This is a genomic window from Paenibacillus sp. 2TAB19, from assembly GCF_052115185.1.
Classification (GTDB): domain Bacteria; phylum Bacillota; class Bacilli; order Paenibacillales; family Paenibacillaceae; genus Pristimantibacillus.
Genome location: NZ_JBFRGE010000106.1, coordinates 1 through 15,925 on the forward strand (window position 1 = coordinate 1; position 15,925 = coordinate 15,925).

A 15,925-nucleotide genomic window follows, 5' to 3' on the forward strand; every position below is an offset into this window, starting at 1 on the left:
AGATAGGAGAGAGCATATGATTTTTTGCAGCGTTACGACGAATAACCATCTTGGGTTAGCCGTTATGATGGCATGCTCCATTAAACAATATTATCCCGGAGCGAAAATCGTATTATGTCTGGTAGAAGAAAATAAATCCGTGCTGGCGCCTTATATGTCGCTTTTCGACGATGTCGTATTGGCTAAAAACCTCGGCTTTCCCCAATTCTACCGCCATATTTTCAAGCATAGCGAAATTGAAGGCCCGTGCTCTTGCAAGGCGAGATTGATGCAATATGCCTTTAATCGGTTTCCGCAAGAGAGCAAATATGTTTACACGGATACGGATCTGATGCTGTACGGCGATATTTCAGAACTTCTCGACGCATTAGACTATCATCCGATCATACTAACGCCGCATAACTTCCAACCGAAGCCGGCCGTTATCCGTCACGGGGTATTCAATGCAGGTTTGTTCGCCTTGCGCAAATCGCCTGCAGCCAATCGTTTTCTAAAGTGGTGGGCTCATAAGCTGGATACAAGTTGTTATTTGGATGTTGATAAAGGGCTTAATGCGGACCAGAAGTGGCTCGATTACGTGCCACAATTGTTCGGCGGCTATATATTTCCGCATCCAGGCTATAACGTGGGGCCTTGGAATTTGAATGAGCGCATAATTAGCATTTCGGATACGGGCACGTTTCTTGTGAACAGCCAGCCGCTCAAAGTGTTTCATTACTCCAGCGTCCTTAGGAATCCTGATTACGTAAGCTTCTTGCAGGAAGGGTACGAGAAAGCGCCGATCAGCGATGCAACGGTAATGCTCGTCAACGGGTATCTGCATGAGATTGGCCCGCTGAGAGGCTATTATCAATTGCCTTGGAGCTATTCGTTTTTCCATTCYGGCAGGTCGGTCATGCTGAAAGCAAGGCATAAATTCAGATACCGTACTCGCCTTTTCCCCAAAGTGAAAAATCCTTATGCGAAATCGAACATGTTCTTTTTGAGGAGGAAATAACCGTGCCTGATGTAGGAATCGTTCTTCCGGTATACGTGCAAAGAAGAGATTATCTGCGCGCCGCCATTCGTTCGATCCGTAACCAGCTATACCGGAATTATAGGCTTGTCATCGTCATTGACGGGGTTACCCCAGCGGTGCAGCAAGTCGTGCGCATGGAGGCGAGACGGGATAAGCGGATTCACGTCATTGCCTACGCGCAAAATAGAGGCACCGAGCATGCCCTGAATGTCGGGTTCGACTATTTAAACCGAGTTCCGGGCATCCGGTACTTGACTTGGGTTGCCAGTGATAACATCTACCATAACAATTTCATTAAAGTGCTCAGAAGAAATTTGCGGCTTAGCCCGGATCATGTAGGGTTGGTCTATAGCAGCATGAAACTCATTCAAGGTACAGGCCAGTTTCTTGCATATACGAATACTTGGCAGAATCAGCCAAAGGAGAAGCTGCTCGACTATAACTTCATCTACGGATCGTTCATGTACAAGAAGAAGTATGCGGCAATGGCCGGCGAATATGAGCATACACCGGTCGAGGACTACGATTTCTGGCTGAAGTTGGCGGAACATTGCAGCATTAAGTATGTGCCGAGGGCTTTGGTCACGTACCGGATGTTCGCTCCTCTCAGCAATTCGTTGAAGATTAAGACCGACCCTGCTTCATTCCGGTACAATCGTTACAAATATCAACTAGTCAAACATCTTGCGCGCATGAGGCGAGGAATCGCTCCCGAGACGAGCATCATCTATTCGGTGAACGGCTTTTCCGAACAAATGGTCAATAGGCTGGAAGAGCTGCTGAATCAGAATTATTCCAACTACCGCATTTACTTGATCGATACTTCTCCTGATGGCAGCGCGGCTCAAGCCTTAAGATTGATTCCGGATGCTAGAATCGATTACGTGTCCATCCCGTCGGCCGGCGAACACGAGGTACGGCAAGCGGCCATCAACTACGCGATTACTCCGTTCGTGCTGTTCTATTCGCTGGATGGAGCGACTTTGGAAGCGGGATATTTGGAGAACATGGCAGCCAATCTGCGATCTATGCCGTATATGGCAAGGGCAGATCAGATGGCCAACAACCAGCTTTATATGTCAGCCGCTCTTGCGGCAGTATAATTCGCAAGAAGCCGCTTCCTGTCAGGAGCGGCTATCCTCATCGTCTGCGGGCATGTCGCTTTCGTATCCAAGATCATGCAGCGTCTGCCCGTAGCGAACCGTTAGCATTTTTATTTGTTCGTTCGTCAATCGCTGCTTCCATTCATGAACGATTCCTTTGCGCATAAAAGCGATATTTTTGTTCGTATCCTTATATTCTTCCCACTGATCCTGTTGGGCAAGCTCCAGCTTCTTCATATTGTCGAACGAAGACCAACGAATGGCGCGATAGATGTCTAATGCGCTTTTTTTGATGCCGAGAAACTTCATGATCTTCCTCGTTGTCCTGCCGGTATGCGAGTGAAGGTCTTCGTATTTAATGATAAGAACGCCATTCTTGATCTCATCCTTGCGGTTAAGCCAACCGTTCACGTGCTCGTCCCAATTGCCCGGCCATATTCCGCCTGCGCAGAAATGCTGCAGAAATTGATCAAAGCTTAAATCGTATTCCGGAACGGTTTTCTTATGATAGAAATAGAACGAGATAGCCACATCGCGGACATCCCGAACGATATAAATCACTTTTGCGTATCTGACGTCGAATTCGGAATGGCTTTTTACAATATAGGGATTACTGCTCTGATTGGCTTTCTCCAGGTTGAAATCCGGATAATAAATAGATGTGGTCGTCCTGTGGAAGTTGGTCCAATCCGTCGCCTGATCGAACAATAAGGATGAAAGCAGGAATCTGACCCAGGTGTTGCCCGATTTCGGATAGGATACGAGCATGACGACATTATCCGAAGAAAAGTGATTGTTGGCATTTTGATCGCTACTCATAGAATGAACCTCCTCTCTGATTCATATCGCAATCTATTATTTATTAAATGCTAGATTTGCCGTTCGGTGCTCGTCATGCCGTCCATTTTCGTTAAAGTGAGGCGTAGAACACGGAAGCGGCGACTGCGCCGTTTCCCGGGGCATTTCATCTGCATAATATGTCTGTAGAACAAGCATGAACATGTATGAGAGGAGACAGCGGAATTGAACGTGATATTATCGGCGGCTACGCATCGATCGGGCTCTACGCTTGTTCAGCGTATACTGAACGCTAGGCCGCAGACATTGATTTGGGGAGAGCATCTGGGCGTTCTAAGCCAGTTTCACGCTATATACCGGAAAGTGCAGACGTTATCGGAGAAAGGGAAGTCGAGCCGGCAAGCTTACTTCCAAAGCGGAGAAAATCCGAACCAATGGCTAGCCTTAATGACGCCGTCGCCAGAGTTCATCGAGAATGCGACGATTTCGTCGGTGCGGACATTCTTGGATCAGCTTTATCAACAAAACAAAGAAGGCCATGATATGATCGGCTTCAAGGAAGTCCGTTACGGGGCCAAGGAACTGACGATTCTGCAAAAATGTTATCCCGAGGCGAAGCTGCTCCTGCTCGTCCGCAATCCGCTCAAGGCATGGGAGAGCTATCCGAAATCATGGGGAGAATACAGCGGCGCGCTTCAATTCGCCAGGCAGTGGAACAACAACGTGAACGATTATTTGGCAATGTCGAGAAGCAATCCGCAAGCCGTATTTATTCAATACGAGAAGCTGATTGCCAAGGAAGCGGATACCGTTGGCCGATTGACGGAGCTGGCTCAAATTACGAAAGAAGAGCTTAACGGGGTGCTCGCGCAGAAGATCCGAGGCTCGGTGCGCAAAAAAACGATAACGCCGAAGCAGGCTGCCGTCATTAGGAGAGTGTGCCGGAGGAATATGAAATTGCTCGGTTACTTGTAGCAGACGGACGGAAAGGCCGCCCCTTGGGGACGGCCTTTTCGTCGTTATGCGCTATCGCGAATTCCGGTAAAACGTCTGGAAGGATATTTCGGCAAGCGATTGAATGGGGCGGGCATACGGAACATGGACCATCTGGCGGATCAGCTTGATCGTTTCTTCGAAATAGTCGATTTCGGCGGAGTAATCGCCTCGGCCGTAGAATACAACATAAGGCGTCTGCACAAGCTCTAGTCCGCGATTGATTGCCTCGACATACGATAAACCAGGGTACGCGATGTAATCGATACGGGGATCGGGCATCTCCCCGAGTACGGGCATGGCGCTTGTGTCCGGCGTTAAATCGAGAAGATAAATTTTTTGGTTCAAATAAACCTGCTCCAACAAGCTGTCGAGGCGATGCAGCGTTTCTTCGGAGGCGTCCTGGACCGGGAAGATAACGCTTGTTTCATACGGAATATTCCGCCTTGCCCTAGCTTCTTGCACGCACAGGTTAAGAAGGTATCGCTTCAAGTAGTATTTTTTCTTCGAATTGCGCAATTCGAGGGAGTTGCTATGGGGCGACCGGACTCGGAAGTCCATCAGAATTCGCGGCACAAATATCATATCGGATACTTCGGTTAGCCGCAGGAAATAATCGTAATCCTCGACGGGAGTAAAACGGTACTCGCCAACCTGCTTGGCATAACTTTTCTTGTAGAGGAACGCGTAACCGATAAAATAGGTTTCGAGCAGCTTCTCTTTCGTTTGCTGGCTTTGCCACTGGATATACCCTTTCATTTTCTCGACGTCGACGGGAACTCTTTGGTAATGCATGACGAAGCGAAAGCTGGAGTGAACGAAGCCGACATTCGGAGGCGCGTTCTTCAAGTTTCGACGGAGGATGCGGATGCAATTGGGGTAATAGTAGTTATCGCTGGATACCCATGTCAAATATTTGATGCTGCGCATCTGTTTCAAGACGTTGAAGCCGACATTAAGCGCCGTGTCCGTACCTTGGTTCTGGGGTCTCGGGATAACTTGAACTCTAGCATCTCTTCGTGCAAAGTTTCTTGCAATCCGCAGCACGTTGGGCGTAACGCCGTCAATGACGATAATGAGCTTTATGTTCCGATAGGTTTGTTTAAGAATGGAGCGTATTGCTTGCCTGAACAGCATACTGTCCTGCGTGTATACAGGCATGACTATCCCAACATCAGCCATAATGAAGAAGCACTCCCTCGTATCTTTTGATAGCATAGTATATTCGGTAGCTTCTTCTATRACACGGCATTCTCCCATTACGGCCGCTAGCCTTGGTACTTCTTTTCCACTCCAAATGCCTTGGAATGCCGACCGCCCATTTTATTTGATTGCCGCACCAATAAGACCCACCATTCATAAGATAAGTTGACTGTATCCCTTAACCTTGTTAAACCATAAAAACCCGAGCAAGGAGGGGTGACAAACATTGAAGGGTAGCGACCATAAGAGCAAGTTTTTATTGACGCATCGTGAACGCGAGGTATTCGAGCTGTTGGTACAGGATAAGACAACGAGGGATATTGCACAGCAATTATTCATCAGCGAGAAAACCGTCCGCAACCATATTTCGAATGTCATGCAAAAATTAAATGTAAAAGGTCGTTCGCAAGCGGTTGTCGAGCTGATTAAGCTTGGGGAGTTACAAATTTAACATAGTAAGCTCTCTCCATTCTCGTTTGTCAGGGCTTCTCGCCCTTTCTACATGCTTATAGAGAAAGTCAATGAGGCAGCATAGCGATATGCTGTCTTTGTTTTGCGTGGCGAGGAGACAAGCTTTGAAGGGTAGCGACCATGAGAGTAAGTTTTTTGTTGCAGCCGCTTGTCCCCGAATCTATCAATTTCAATCGGCAAACGCCTGATTTTGTAATAAATAGACTAAAGTCTAGCAGCAGGTGGGTTAATATACGATCATCTTTGATAGGCTATGAGTAATATATACAAATCCATAGGAGGTGTATATATTGTATAAGTTTGTGAACAAAAGGTCTCATAAGAGAGTAGTTTCTAAGTGTGAGCCGAAGTGGAAGCCAGCATTTAAACCAGAGTGGAAACCGGAGTTTAAACCTAATTGTAAGCCGAAGTGGAAACCGATTGTTAAACCTAAATGTAAACCGAAATGTCATAAAAATATTGTTTTGAAAAAGAAAGTCGTAAAAGTAACTTGTCCAGCTCCTATTGTTAGAGTTCGTCCTGTTCCAGGGCCGCAAGGACCACAAGGTGCGCAAGGTCCTCAAGGAAATACGGGGCTCACGGGCCCTCAAGGCACTCCTGGCACTCCGGGCACTCCAGGCGTTCAAGGACCTCAAGGCATTCAGGGCGTCCCGGGGATGCAAGGCCCTCCGGGAGGCATATCCGCGTTCGCTTTCGTGTGCAGTGATGTAGACCAGGAGGTTGATGCTGCTCCTGCCGCTGGCGCACAAGGCGGAGCTGTTACGTTCGAGAATCCACCGATTGTAGTTGGAACTGCAATTACTTTCACTGCTCCATCTAGCCTGAATATTATCGAGAACGGCTTCTATCATATTAGTTGGGAAGTTTACCCAATGGAGGGCAATTCGGCGTTCGGCCTGTGGTTCGATGCCGATGGCGCAGGTCCTGGCGCAGCAACGCTAGTTCCTTGCAGCAACTATGGATCAGCAGCTGGCAACAATCCTTACCAAGGTCAAGTCGTGGCTCAATTATCCGCAGGCGGAGTGTTGACACTTAATCGCATTGACCAAACGGGAACGGTAGTTCTCCAAGGTAATTTGACTGGGCCGAATAGTGCACCAACCGTTAGTGCTTCGATTGTAATCCAAAAAATAGCTTAATAAAGTCAACGAGACAGCATAGCGATATGCTGTCTTTGATTTGTGGACTGCGCAGGTTAATGAACAGGCTAATCTCAAAAGATTAATGCCCATTCAACTCGGCGCGCAAAATAATTTCATGGCCAGATGAGACGTTGCCGTCCGTAACCAGCTGTTCGACGGTCTTGATCAGCTCTTCGTTCTCGATCGCAACGGATGTAACCGGCGAATAGCCGGATGCAACAATCGCATCAATGTCGAAGTCAATGAGCGTTTCGCCTGCTCGGAACGTATCTCCAGCTCGAACATGAGACATAAAACCATCGCCGCCAAGCTCGCCGGTACGAACGCCGATATCGATCTGGAGTCTTAAGCCTGATGCGTGCTCGACGACAATGGAGTGGCTGGTATCGGCAATATGCGATACGGTGCCATAGAAAGGTGCGACGATTTGTCCGCTCTCCGGGTTGATGGCGAGCGCATCCTCGCGGGGTCCCGCTAGAATCTCACCTGATAGGGGAGAAGCGATGTCGACCTTTGTATGCTTGCTCTTGCCAAATAGCTTAGTTAGCATATCGTAAGATACTCCTTGGGAAAATTTAAAAAGCGCTATTAAATAAGCCATGTGAGAGTGGGTTTGCTGCCGCTGAAGCGACAGATGTCTCTGCATGGCTCATTTTGTATCCTATCGTTACTTCGACTCAGTATCCGTCCGTTTGCTCGCCCAGCTCTTCCGCTATTTCCATACCTTCGTTCGCTGGATGCGTGCCGACATGGCCGGAAGCGCCTTGTCCATTCGCATTAGCTTGCTTCAAGCCATCAGCGACACGAGCGCCATAATCGGCATCCGCTTCAGTGAAATGGCTGATCATCTTCTCTTGAATGTACGGCGTGCAGCTGCTCAATGCATCTACCAGGTTAGCGATTAGGTCATCGCGCTCAAGCTGGCTGAACTGGCGGTATGTATCACCCGCCTGCTTGAAGTTGTTCTGGCGGTCGATCGTCGCCCGCGTAAGCTTGTCCGAGTAGAACGGCTCATATGGGGCGCCGGGGCGGTCTGCCTCTTGCAGTCCCCCGAGCGATGACGGCTCATAGTTGACATGCGGATTTTGTCCAGGCGCGATATCGACGTAGAACGCCATTTGGCCGTCGCGTTGATTGGTCGCCACCCGTTTCTTAGGCGCATTTATCGGCAATTGCAAGTAGTTGCTGCCTACCCTGTAGCGCTGCGTATCGGAGTAGGAAAGCGTGCGGCCTTGCAGCATTTTGTCATCGGAGAAGTCGAGTCCGTCAACGAGGACGCCTGTTCCGAAGGCAGCTTGCTCGACCTCGGCGAAATAGTTTTCCGGGTTTTTGTTCAGAACCATTTTGCCGACGGGCAGCATAGGAAATTGCTCTGGCGGCCACAGCTTCGTATCGTCAAGCGGATCGAAGTCCAGCTCCTCATGAGCATCGTCGCTCATCCATTGTACTTGTAGCTCCCACTCCGGATATTTGCCTTGTTCGATCGCTTCATACAGATCCTGTGTGGCATGATTGAAGTTTTTGGCTTGCAGCTTCTCTGCCTCGTCTTGGGTCAGGTTGCGAATCCCTTGAAGGGGCTCCCAATGGTATTTGACGAGAACGGCGTTGCCCTCCGCATTCACCCACTTATATGTATTGACGCCGGAGCCTTGCATCTGGCGATAGTTAGCCGGTATACCCCAAGGTGAGAAGAGGAACGTAATCATATGCGTAGCCTCAGGCGTTTGCGAGACGAAGTCGAAGAATCGCCCCATGCTCTGCACATTCGTTACCGGGTCGGGCTTAAAGGCATGAACCATATCCGGAAATTTCATCGCATCGCGAATGAAGAAGATTTTGAGGTTGTTCCCTACTAGATCCCAGTTGCCGTCTTCGGTGTAGAACTTCGTTGCGAAGCCGCGCGGATCGCGCAGCGTTTCCGGAGAATGGCCGCCGTGAATAACGCTGGAGAAGCGCACGAACACCGGCGTTTGCTTGCCTGCCGTCTGGAATAGCTTCGCGCGCGTATATTTGGCAATCGGTTCATCGCCAAGCTTGCCGTAGGCTTCGAAGTAGCCGTGAGCGCCGGCGCCTCTGGCATGAACGACCCGCTCAGGCACGCGTTCGCGGTCGAAGTGCGATATTTTCTCGATAAAATGGTAGTTTTCGAGTGTGGACGGACCGCGGTTGCCAATCGTTCTAATATTTTGGTTGTCGGTTATCGGATGGCCTTGACGATTCGTTAACGTTTGCWCCGTCTCACCGGGAGCTACGCTGCCTTTATTGTCATTCGTTTCATTTGTATTCATAGCACAGCTCCCCTCCATATTGGAATCATGTGGATCCTTGCTTTAGTATGAAGCGGCATAAATATTTTTATTCATATAAAAAAAGAATGGGACAATATAGATCAATTTGCTCAAAAAATATGAATTATATGGTATGATAGAACCATTACATACGCATATTCACGATTTTCAGATTAAAATTTCATAAAATTTGCACGTTTTGTTATGTTGCTAGGAATATTGTTCCGTATTGTAATGAAAGTTTACATGGCTAAAGGCTAATGATTTTGCTCTTTTTTCTTCAGGTTTTTGCCATTATTCAATTGTCAAAAAGAGTTGGATTGTCCGTTAAGCGATCATGAGACATAATGAGAGCTATAATATACAGAAGGGCAAGATGCAGGGGATGCAGCGCAACATTTGGTTAATGGCGGTTAGCATTATCGTCATTCTTATTTTAATCAATAATACGGTCTATTATTTTTTGACGAAGAAGACGCTGGAAGAGTCGTTGAATCATGAAATGCTGGCACTGGCGAAGCAGCTTGAGATATCTCTCGAGCAATCAAGGCTCGGCGCGGAGCTTTATCAGAATCAAATCGGTCGCGAGCTGCGCACGGCTTCGATCGCAACGCAATACGCGCTTGACCCGGATGTAGAGAATGTGACGAACGAGCAGCTAGTGGAGCTGAGAGACAAGCTTGATCTTAGCCACATCACACTGCTCAAGCGAGAGCCCGACGACATTATTTTGTACAAATCATCCGACCCAACGCAGCTTGGCAAGAGCACGAAATCATGGGATCCTTGGTACACCGCTTTCAATCAGCTTTTTGACAATAAGGAAGTGACGGTTGATTGGTTAGGTCAGAAGCTGACTAATTTCTGGAGCGGGCCATTTGAAGTGTCATCAACAGACGTCAGCAAAATTTATAAATGGGGCTATTATTTCGACGGAGCTTCCAATTACATCGTTGACCCTTATGTCAGCTATGAGCTGTTGGATCAATTCGAGAAGATGACGGGTGTCGATCGAATGATCGAGAATTCGGTCAAGCATAACGACGATTTGCTCGAAATTGCTTTTATTAATCCGGAAATGTTCCCTGACGGCAATCAAACGATTCATCCGAATGGCGATGTGCAGGAGCATCAAGTGCAGCGACCGATTTTCTACGGCAATTATACGTTTAAGTCGAAGAAGGATGTTGAGCTCGTAAGGCAAGCGTATACGTCGAAGCAAATGGTAACGTTGAAAGAAAAGATTAACGGCAAGCATGTATTCAAAATGTTCATCCCCGTCGATGTAACGGATAAAGGGATGAGCATAACGGATGAGAACGGCGTTCCGATGAACAGCTATGTGCTCAGTCTCGTGTCCGACTACAATGTTGTACAGAAGCAGCTCGACAAGCAGTTTCTGAATCTTGGTCTTATTATTATCATTCTTACGGGCTTTAGTTTGCTCATTGCCTTCGTAGCCATGCGATATTTCAGACAATCTCGCGACAAGGCGGTTCGTGTTACGCAGGAAACTTATATTGATGAGATTAACCAAATGTTCCATTCGATTCGTGCCCAAAGGCATGATTTCCTTAATCACGTACAGACGATCCACTCTCTGGCCGAATTAAGCAAGACGAGGGAACTTGCTGCCTATACGAAGGAGCTAACCGGCGAAATTCGCCTAATGAACGATATTATTAATATCGGCAACCCGGCTATTGCGGCGCTCATCCGCTCGAAGATCTCGCAGGCAGAGAGCCACAAAATTCAGTTCGCTTGCTCATTCAGCGGATTGAATATGCAGGAGATGGGAGCTAAGACGCTGGATGTGAATCGTATACTCGGCAATCTTATCGATAACGCTTTCGATGAAGTGCTCAAGTATCCGGATGAGCAGCGAATCGTCAATTTAACCGGCAATCAGACTGCTTGCGAGTTGGAGCTGACGATCAGCAATATTTGCGAGGATGCTCCGGGAGTCATAACGAAGCCCCTTATGGAGGCTGGTTATTCGACGAAGCAGGATGAACATCAAGGTCTCGGTCTGTCGATCGTGAAGTCGATTACAGACAAATATAAGGGCTCGGTGAAAATAACTGCCGAACCTAATAATTGGATTACGTTTTCAGTTATCATTCCTATTTAACGTAGCTAATAAGCCGATTCGACGAGTATGATTCGTCGGTTTGGCTTATTTTTGTTTGAAGAATGAAGGATTGGGCACTTAGAGAGGCAATTGACTAGTCGTCATGTGGTATAATAGTAAGAATGCAATGGAACGGAAAGGAAGCGGGTGAATGTCATTTATGCCTCTTAGTGAAAAGCTGCACACTGCGCTGGAACAAGAGCTGCGCGATCATATAGATGCATCCGTATTAAAGCGGGGTTGGCAATATTATGTAGACGGCCGCGTTCAAAATACTCGAGCGAGCGAATACGATACGCTGTATGGGATTGTGCAAGGCAGCGATCTTTATTCGGTCGTCATGGATGCAAGTCACTTTGCTTACAGCTCATGTACTTGTCCGGAGGATCATTACTGCAAGCATATGGCTGCTGTCTTATTCCAAGCATGCAGCGAGCTCCCAGATGGTCATAAGACGGCGGAGAGGACCTACTTTCGAATGCTCGGACTTACGTCTGCTAGCGAAGTGACGATAGACAGTCGGGATCAAGCTGCTGTAGCAGCGGGGAGCGTCACTCATCCGCTAGAGCGAGCAAGCGGCGAGGAGTGGCTTGCTTGGATGGAGCAATCCCAAGGAGAGACATGGCGCAAATGCCGGCATTCGCTTCATGCCCTGCAGCCAGTGCTTCAATCCCTTAAAGGGTTATCCAAGGATTGGGAGAAGCCGCGTCAACGGCTGCACTGGGCAACTGCGGTTATTTTCGTGCTTGAGCAGGCTGAGATGGCTATTACGACAGTCGATTCGTTCAGCCGGTATTATCATGAAATGTCGTTTATTCGAATGGCTGAGCCTTGGGTTGAGCATTTATATACACTCATTGGAGAGCTTGTACCCGCTGACATGGATGATGCGGAGACACGGTGGGCAGATCTGCTCGTAGCGGTCATTAAAGCGCGGGCTTCTAACGTAGAACGCCAATTGTTTGAATGGGAATATATTTATTTGTCACTAAGCGAGAAGTTGTCGAGCAATAGGGAATGGTTCGAGCGTGAGCTGACGTCGATGCTGGAGGCGGAGAAAGAAGAGCCGTCGGCATTCGTGCAGATTGCAATAGCCATGATGTATTTCTTCGATAATCAGGATGATAAGTCGATGGAGCATTTCGCCAAGGCTAGCTTCGATAAAGCACAAAGGGTTATTTATCCTTGCGCGGCACAACGGATGGAGGAGGAGAAGTGGGAGCTTGTAGAGCTCTGGATGAGCTTCCTGTATGAGCGAATCTATCCGAACCGCAACGGCAGAACGGTAGGCGTCTTCGTGACGTTGTGCCGGAGAGCGGATCAGGATCGTCCCGACCTGCCGCAATGGTCCACCTATATGACAGAGCTGTTGCCATTTTCCTATCTAGAATTATCGGAGCATTGGCTGGGTCAGCAGCGTTATGAGGAATGGGCCGATCTCCAGCTGCTGACCGGAGCGAGGCTTGAGGATGTTGGGGTTCAAGCGCTGCGAGAAGTAGCCAAATCAGCGCCGCAGGTGCTCCTGCCGCTATACCATCAATCGATTGACGCAAGCATTCAGTCTCGTAATCGGCAAGGGTACAAGATGGCGGTGAAGCAGCTCAAGAAGCTGGAGCGTCTGTACAAATCCGAGCAGGAGGATGCTCGCTGGGATAACTATATTAAAGGCTTAACTTCGAAATATCAGCGTTTGCGCGCATTCCAGGAGGAATTGTGGAAAGGGAAAATCGTAACATGAGAGTACAAAGCAGCGTTCGCAAACTGGTGGTTGACGGATTTTGGAACGAGAACGCGGAAGAGTCAGCGATTATGCTGGTCGCAGAAGGTCGGAAGGATGCGGCAGACAATCGGCTGCGCTCTCTTTTGTTCGCATGGCATAAGGCTTCATGGTACGGTACGGAGGTTGAAGAAATCAGCGCTGGCGGCAGGACGCTTCTTCAGCTAAAGCCGCTAATAGCGGTCGATTATTTATCCGCCCCTCAGGCGGTAAGGCTGCTGCAGCTCGAATGGACGCCGAGGCTAACGCTTCTTATGCGAATCGCAGAGCAAATAAGAGAAGCGTTATTGAACGGTTGGTTCATGCCTGATTGGGCGACATGGACCGAGCATCATCGCAGCTGGCGGATGGCGATTCCGAGGCAAGAAGAGCAGAAGTTGCTCAAGTGGGAGCAGTCCATGCAGGAGGCAGCTGATGCCGGAGATAAAGGTGTCGATAGATGGATCGGTTATGCCGTCGAGCAGATGATCGAGGAGAATGAGCTAGCTGCAAAAGCATGGCGAGAGATCGGCCTGTTATCGGGCGAAGGCGTGCTAAGGCGCAAGTCGGCGGACGAGGAAGATTGGCTCATTGCTATTGGACTGAGCAAGGATACGCTGCCGTTCCGCGTAGCGCTACAGCTCGTCGAGCCTCAAGAGACGAGCGGCTGGCGTCTGCGCCCGGCGCTTCAAAGCCGGGAAGGCGGGCCGTGGCTGCCGATTCGCCATGACGGTTATACCGGCTGGGAAGCAGACACGGCAGATGGCCGCGCGATCGATGAAGCGTGGCTGCCGCTTATTGAGGCGAAGCTTGCGAAGGAGCAAGCGAAGTGGATTGACGCGCTGCCGGAGTGGGAAGATACGGCGGCAGAAGGTGTGATTCGCGCAGAGCTGACGGATAATGAAGCGTGGATGTTTCTAGAGGGAGCAAGCGTGCAACTGCTGGAGGCTGGCTGTCCGGTACTGCTTCCGAGCTGGTGGGAAGCGGTGCGTTCGCGCAAGCTGCGTCTGAAGGCGAAGATGAAGTCGTCGGTGGGGTCGGCTGCCCAGCCGATGTTCGGTCTGAATCAGATCGTTCAATTCGATTGGAAGCTGGCGCTTGGCAATGTCGATCTGTCAGAGGCGGAATTTCTTCATCTTGCCGAGCAGAATCGAAGACTCTTCCAAGTGGGCGGCGAATGGGTGCATCTTGACCCGCAGGATGTTGACCAAATAAAGCAATGGCTGAATAAGATGGGCAAGCGCAGCGGATTATCGTTCCGCGACGTGCTGGAGATGCACCTGCGCGGCGGAACGCCGCTAGAGGACGATAGTGTCTATGAATCAGAGCTTCGCGCGGAGGTTGAGCTGAACGAGCATCTGACGACTTGGCTTGCCCAGCTGCAACAAGCATCGCAGATTCCGCTAGCCGAGCTGCCTCCGCAATTTCTCGGAGAGCTTCGTCCTTATCAGTTGGAAGGCGTGTCATGGCTGTTGTTCTTGCGCAGATTCGGACTTGGCGGCGTGTTGGCCGATGATATGGGTCTCGGCAAGACGATTCAGTTCATGGCCTATATGATGGTAGTGAAGGAGAAGCAGGGCGGATTCAGAGGTCCGTCGCTGCTCATCTGTCCGACCTCCGTCATAGGCAACTGGGAGAAAGAGCTTGAGAAGTTCGCCCCATCGCTGAAGGTGATGCTTCATTACGGCGCGAAGCGCGACAAGGGTGAAGCGTTCAGAGAGGCGGCGGATCAAGCGGATATTGTTATAACCTCATATTCGCTTGCTCAATTAGATGAAGAAGTGCTTAGTCTCGTTGAATGGGATGTATTGTGCTTGGATGAAGCGCAAAATATAAAGAACGTATATACGAAACAGTCGAGCGCGATACGCAGGTTCAATGCCTTGCACCGAATCGCTCTCACCGGCACGCCGATGGAGAATCGACTTACGGAACTGTGGTCGATCTATGATTTTATTAACCCAGGGTACTTAGGCAGCTTGAATGAATTCCGCACCGCCGTAGTTGCTCCGATCGAGAAGACGCGCGACGAAGCGATGATTGCAGGGCTGCAGCGCTGGGTGAAGCCGTTCATGCTGCGCAGAATTAAGAAGGATCCTTCCATTCAGCTGTCGCTGCCGGAGAAGAATGAGGCGAAGACGTATATGACGCTTACAGCAGAGCAAGGTGTCATCTACGAGAATCTGGTTGCCGATCTGCTGGATAAGCTCGACAAGCTGGGGCCGATGCAGCGTCGCGGGCTTATCTTGTCCGCGCTCACGAAGTTCAAGCAGCTATGCGACCATCCCTCGCTTCTTAATGCTGAGGAACGCAARCTGCAATGGGAACCCGAGCGCTCGAATAAAGTGGTGCGGCTGCTTGAGATGTGCGAGGAGATCGCCGCTGAAGGCGAGCGCTGCCTCATCTTCACCCAATATGTTGATATGGGCGAGCAGCTTCAGAAGCTGCTCGAAGAGCGTCTCGGGATGCCGGTGCCGTATTTGCACGGCGGCGTGCCGAAGGCGAAGCGCGATGAAATGATTGAACGGTTCCAGAATCAGGATGAGCCGTGCTGCGCCTTCGTATTATCGCTTAAGGCTGGCGGGACTGGGCTTAACCTGACAGCGGCCAACCATGTGTTTCACTTCGATCGGTGGTGGAATCCGGCGGTCGAGAATCAGGCTACGGACCGAGCGTTCCGGATCGGGCAGACGAAGCAGGTACAGGTGCATAAGTTCGTTACGCTTGGCACGCTGGAGGAGAAGATCGACGAGATGATCGAGAGCAAGCAATCGCTTAGCGAGCAAGTCGTCGGACAATCGGAGCAATGGATTACGGAAATGTCTACCGACGACTTGAAAGAGATTTTTGCACTCCGCAAGAGCTGGCTGAAGGGGTGAGGGATATAAATGTCGGACGATAATGCTCAGTTTAAGCAAAGACTGGAGAGACTGCGGCAAGAAAACGCTCCCATGTTGAAGGAAAACTCACATGAGGAACCTTCGAAATCCAAAGAAATTGGCGGATTGCATAGTGAAAACGG

Annotated in this window: 12 protein-coding genes; 8 read left to right on the forward strand and 4 right to left on the reverse strand. The window is 49.5% G+C overall.

The window, feature by feature from the left end; genetic code table 11:
- Together AB4Z33_RS27880 and AB4Z33_RS27885 are read left to right on the forward strand one after the other, a co-directional pair.
- A partial coding sequence (locus AB4Z33_RS27880; protein WP_442053029.1) for a hypothetical protein occupies positions 1-997 on the forward strand: 997 nt, incomplete at its 5' end.
- Between the two features lie 2 nt (positions 998-999).
- Positions 1,000-2,121 (forward strand): glycosyltransferase family 2 protein, encoded by a 1,122-nt coding sequence (locus AB4Z33_RS27885; protein ID WP_442053030.1) that lies wholly within the window; start codon positions 1,000-1,002, stop codon positions 2,119-2,121.
- Positions 2,122-2,142: 21 nt separating this feature from the next.
- On the opposite strand, the gene AB4Z33_RS27890 is transcribed toward AB4Z33_RS27885, so the two are convergent.
- A complete protein-coding gene (locus AB4Z33_RS27890) occupies positions 2,143-2,940 on the reverse strand; it encodes a sulfotransferase domain-containing protein (RefSeq protein WP_442053031.1) in 798 nt (265 codons plus the stop codon).
- Between the two features lie 210 nt (positions 2,941-3,150).
- Between AB4Z33_RS27890 and AB4Z33_RS27895 the strand changes: the two genes are divergently transcribed.
- Positions 3,151-3,894 (forward strand): sulfotransferase, encoded by a 744-nt coding sequence (locus AB4Z33_RS27895; RefSeq protein ID WP_442053039.1) that lies wholly within the window; start codon positions 3,151-3,153, stop codon positions 3,892-3,894.
- A 51-nt stretch (positions 3,895-3,945) separates the two neighbouring features.
- Here the strand turns inward: AB4Z33_RS27895 and AB4Z33_RS27900 are convergent, their stop codons facing one another.
- Positions 3,946-5,094 (reverse strand): glycosyltransferase family 2 protein, encoded by a 1,149-nt coding sequence (locus AB4Z33_RS27900; protein ID WP_442053032.1) that lies wholly within the window; start codon positions 5,092-5,094, stop codon positions 3,946-3,948.
- A 247-nt stretch (positions 5,095-5,341) separates the two neighbouring features.
- Here AB4Z33_RS27900 and AB4Z33_RS27905 point away from each other — a divergent pair, with 247 nt between their 5' ends.
- Positions 5,342-5,566, forward strand: a complete 225-nt coding sequence (locus tag AB4Z33_RS27905; protein WP_006040330.1) for a helix-turn-helix domain-containing protein — start codon at positions 5,342-5,344, stop codon at positions 5,564-5,566.
- Between the two features lie 484 nt (positions 5,567-6,050).
- The gene (locus AB4Z33_RS27910; protein ID WP_442053033.1) at positions 6,051-6,725 is read left to right on the forward strand and encodes a collagen-like protein; all 675 of its coding nucleotides are present in this window, start codon (positions 6,051-6,053) and stop codon (positions 6,723-6,725) included.
- A gap of 82 nt (positions 6,726-6,807) precedes the next feature.
- Here AB4Z33_RS27910 and AB4Z33_RS27915 read toward each other — a convergent pair whose 3' ends face one another.
- Together AB4Z33_RS27915 and AB4Z33_RS27920 are read right to left on the reverse strand one after the other, a co-directional pair.
- Entirely contained in the window at positions 6,808-7,278 is a 471-nt protein-coding gene (locus AB4Z33_RS27915) for a PTS sugar transporter subunit IIA (RefSeq protein WP_442053034.1), read from the reverse strand.
- Positions 7,279-7,405: 127 nt separating this feature from the next.
- Entirely contained in the window at positions 7,406-9,016 is a 1,611-nt protein-coding gene (locus AB4Z33_RS27920; RefSeq protein ID WP_442053035.1) for a catalase, read from the reverse strand.
- 337 nt (positions 9,017-9,353) lie between these two features.
- Here AB4Z33_RS27920 and AB4Z33_RS27925 point away from each other — a divergent pair, with 337 nt between their 5' ends.
- From AB4Z33_RS27925 to AB4Z33_RS27935, 3 genes are all read left to right on the forward strand, one after another.
- Positions 9,354-11,147: a sensor histidine kinase gene (locus tag AB4Z33_RS27925; protein ID WP_442053036.1), complete on the forward strand. Its 1,794-nt coding sequence runs from the start codon at positions 9,354-9,356 to the stop codon at positions 11,145-11,147.
- A gap of 151 nt (positions 11,148-11,298) precedes the next feature.
- Positions 11,299-12,885, forward strand: coding sequence for an SWIM zinc finger family protein (locus tag AB4Z33_RS27930; RefSeq protein ID WP_442053037.1), 1,587 nt, complete (start codon positions 11,299-11,301; stop codon positions 12,883-12,885).
- Positions 12,882-15,782: a DEAD/DEAH box helicase gene (locus tag AB4Z33_RS27935; RefSeq protein ID WP_442053038.1), complete on the forward strand. Its 2,901-nt coding sequence runs from the start codon at positions 12,882-12,884 to the stop codon at positions 15,780-15,782. The genes AB4Z33_RS27930 and AB4Z33_RS27935 overlap by 4 nt, the downstream gene beginning before the upstream one ends.
- The last annotated feature ends 143 nt before the right edge of the window (positions 15,783-15,925 follow it).

Excerpts from the sequence above, each read along its gene's own strand:
- AB4Z33_RS27890 (WP_442053031.1), bottom strand. The coding sequence starts at position 2,940 with ATGAGTAGCGATCAAAATGCCAACAATCACTTTTCTTCGGATAATGTC.
- AB4Z33_RS27900 (WP_442053032.1), bottom strand. The coding sequence starts at position 5,094 with ATGGCTGATGTTGGGATAGTCATGCCTGTATACACGCAGGACAGTATG.
- AB4Z33_RS27915 (WP_442053034.1), bottom strand. The coding sequence starts at position 7,278 with ATGCTAACTAAGCTATTTGGCAAGAGCAAGCATACAAAGGTCGACATC.
- AB4Z33_RS27925 (WP_442053036.1), top strand. The coding sequence starts at position 9,354 with ATGAGACATAATGAGAGCTATAATATACAGAAGGGCAAGATGCAGGGG.
- AB4Z33_RS27930 (WP_442053037.1), top strand. The coding sequence starts at position 11,299 with ATGTCATTTATGCCTCTTAGTGAAAAGCTGCACACTGCGCTGGAACAA.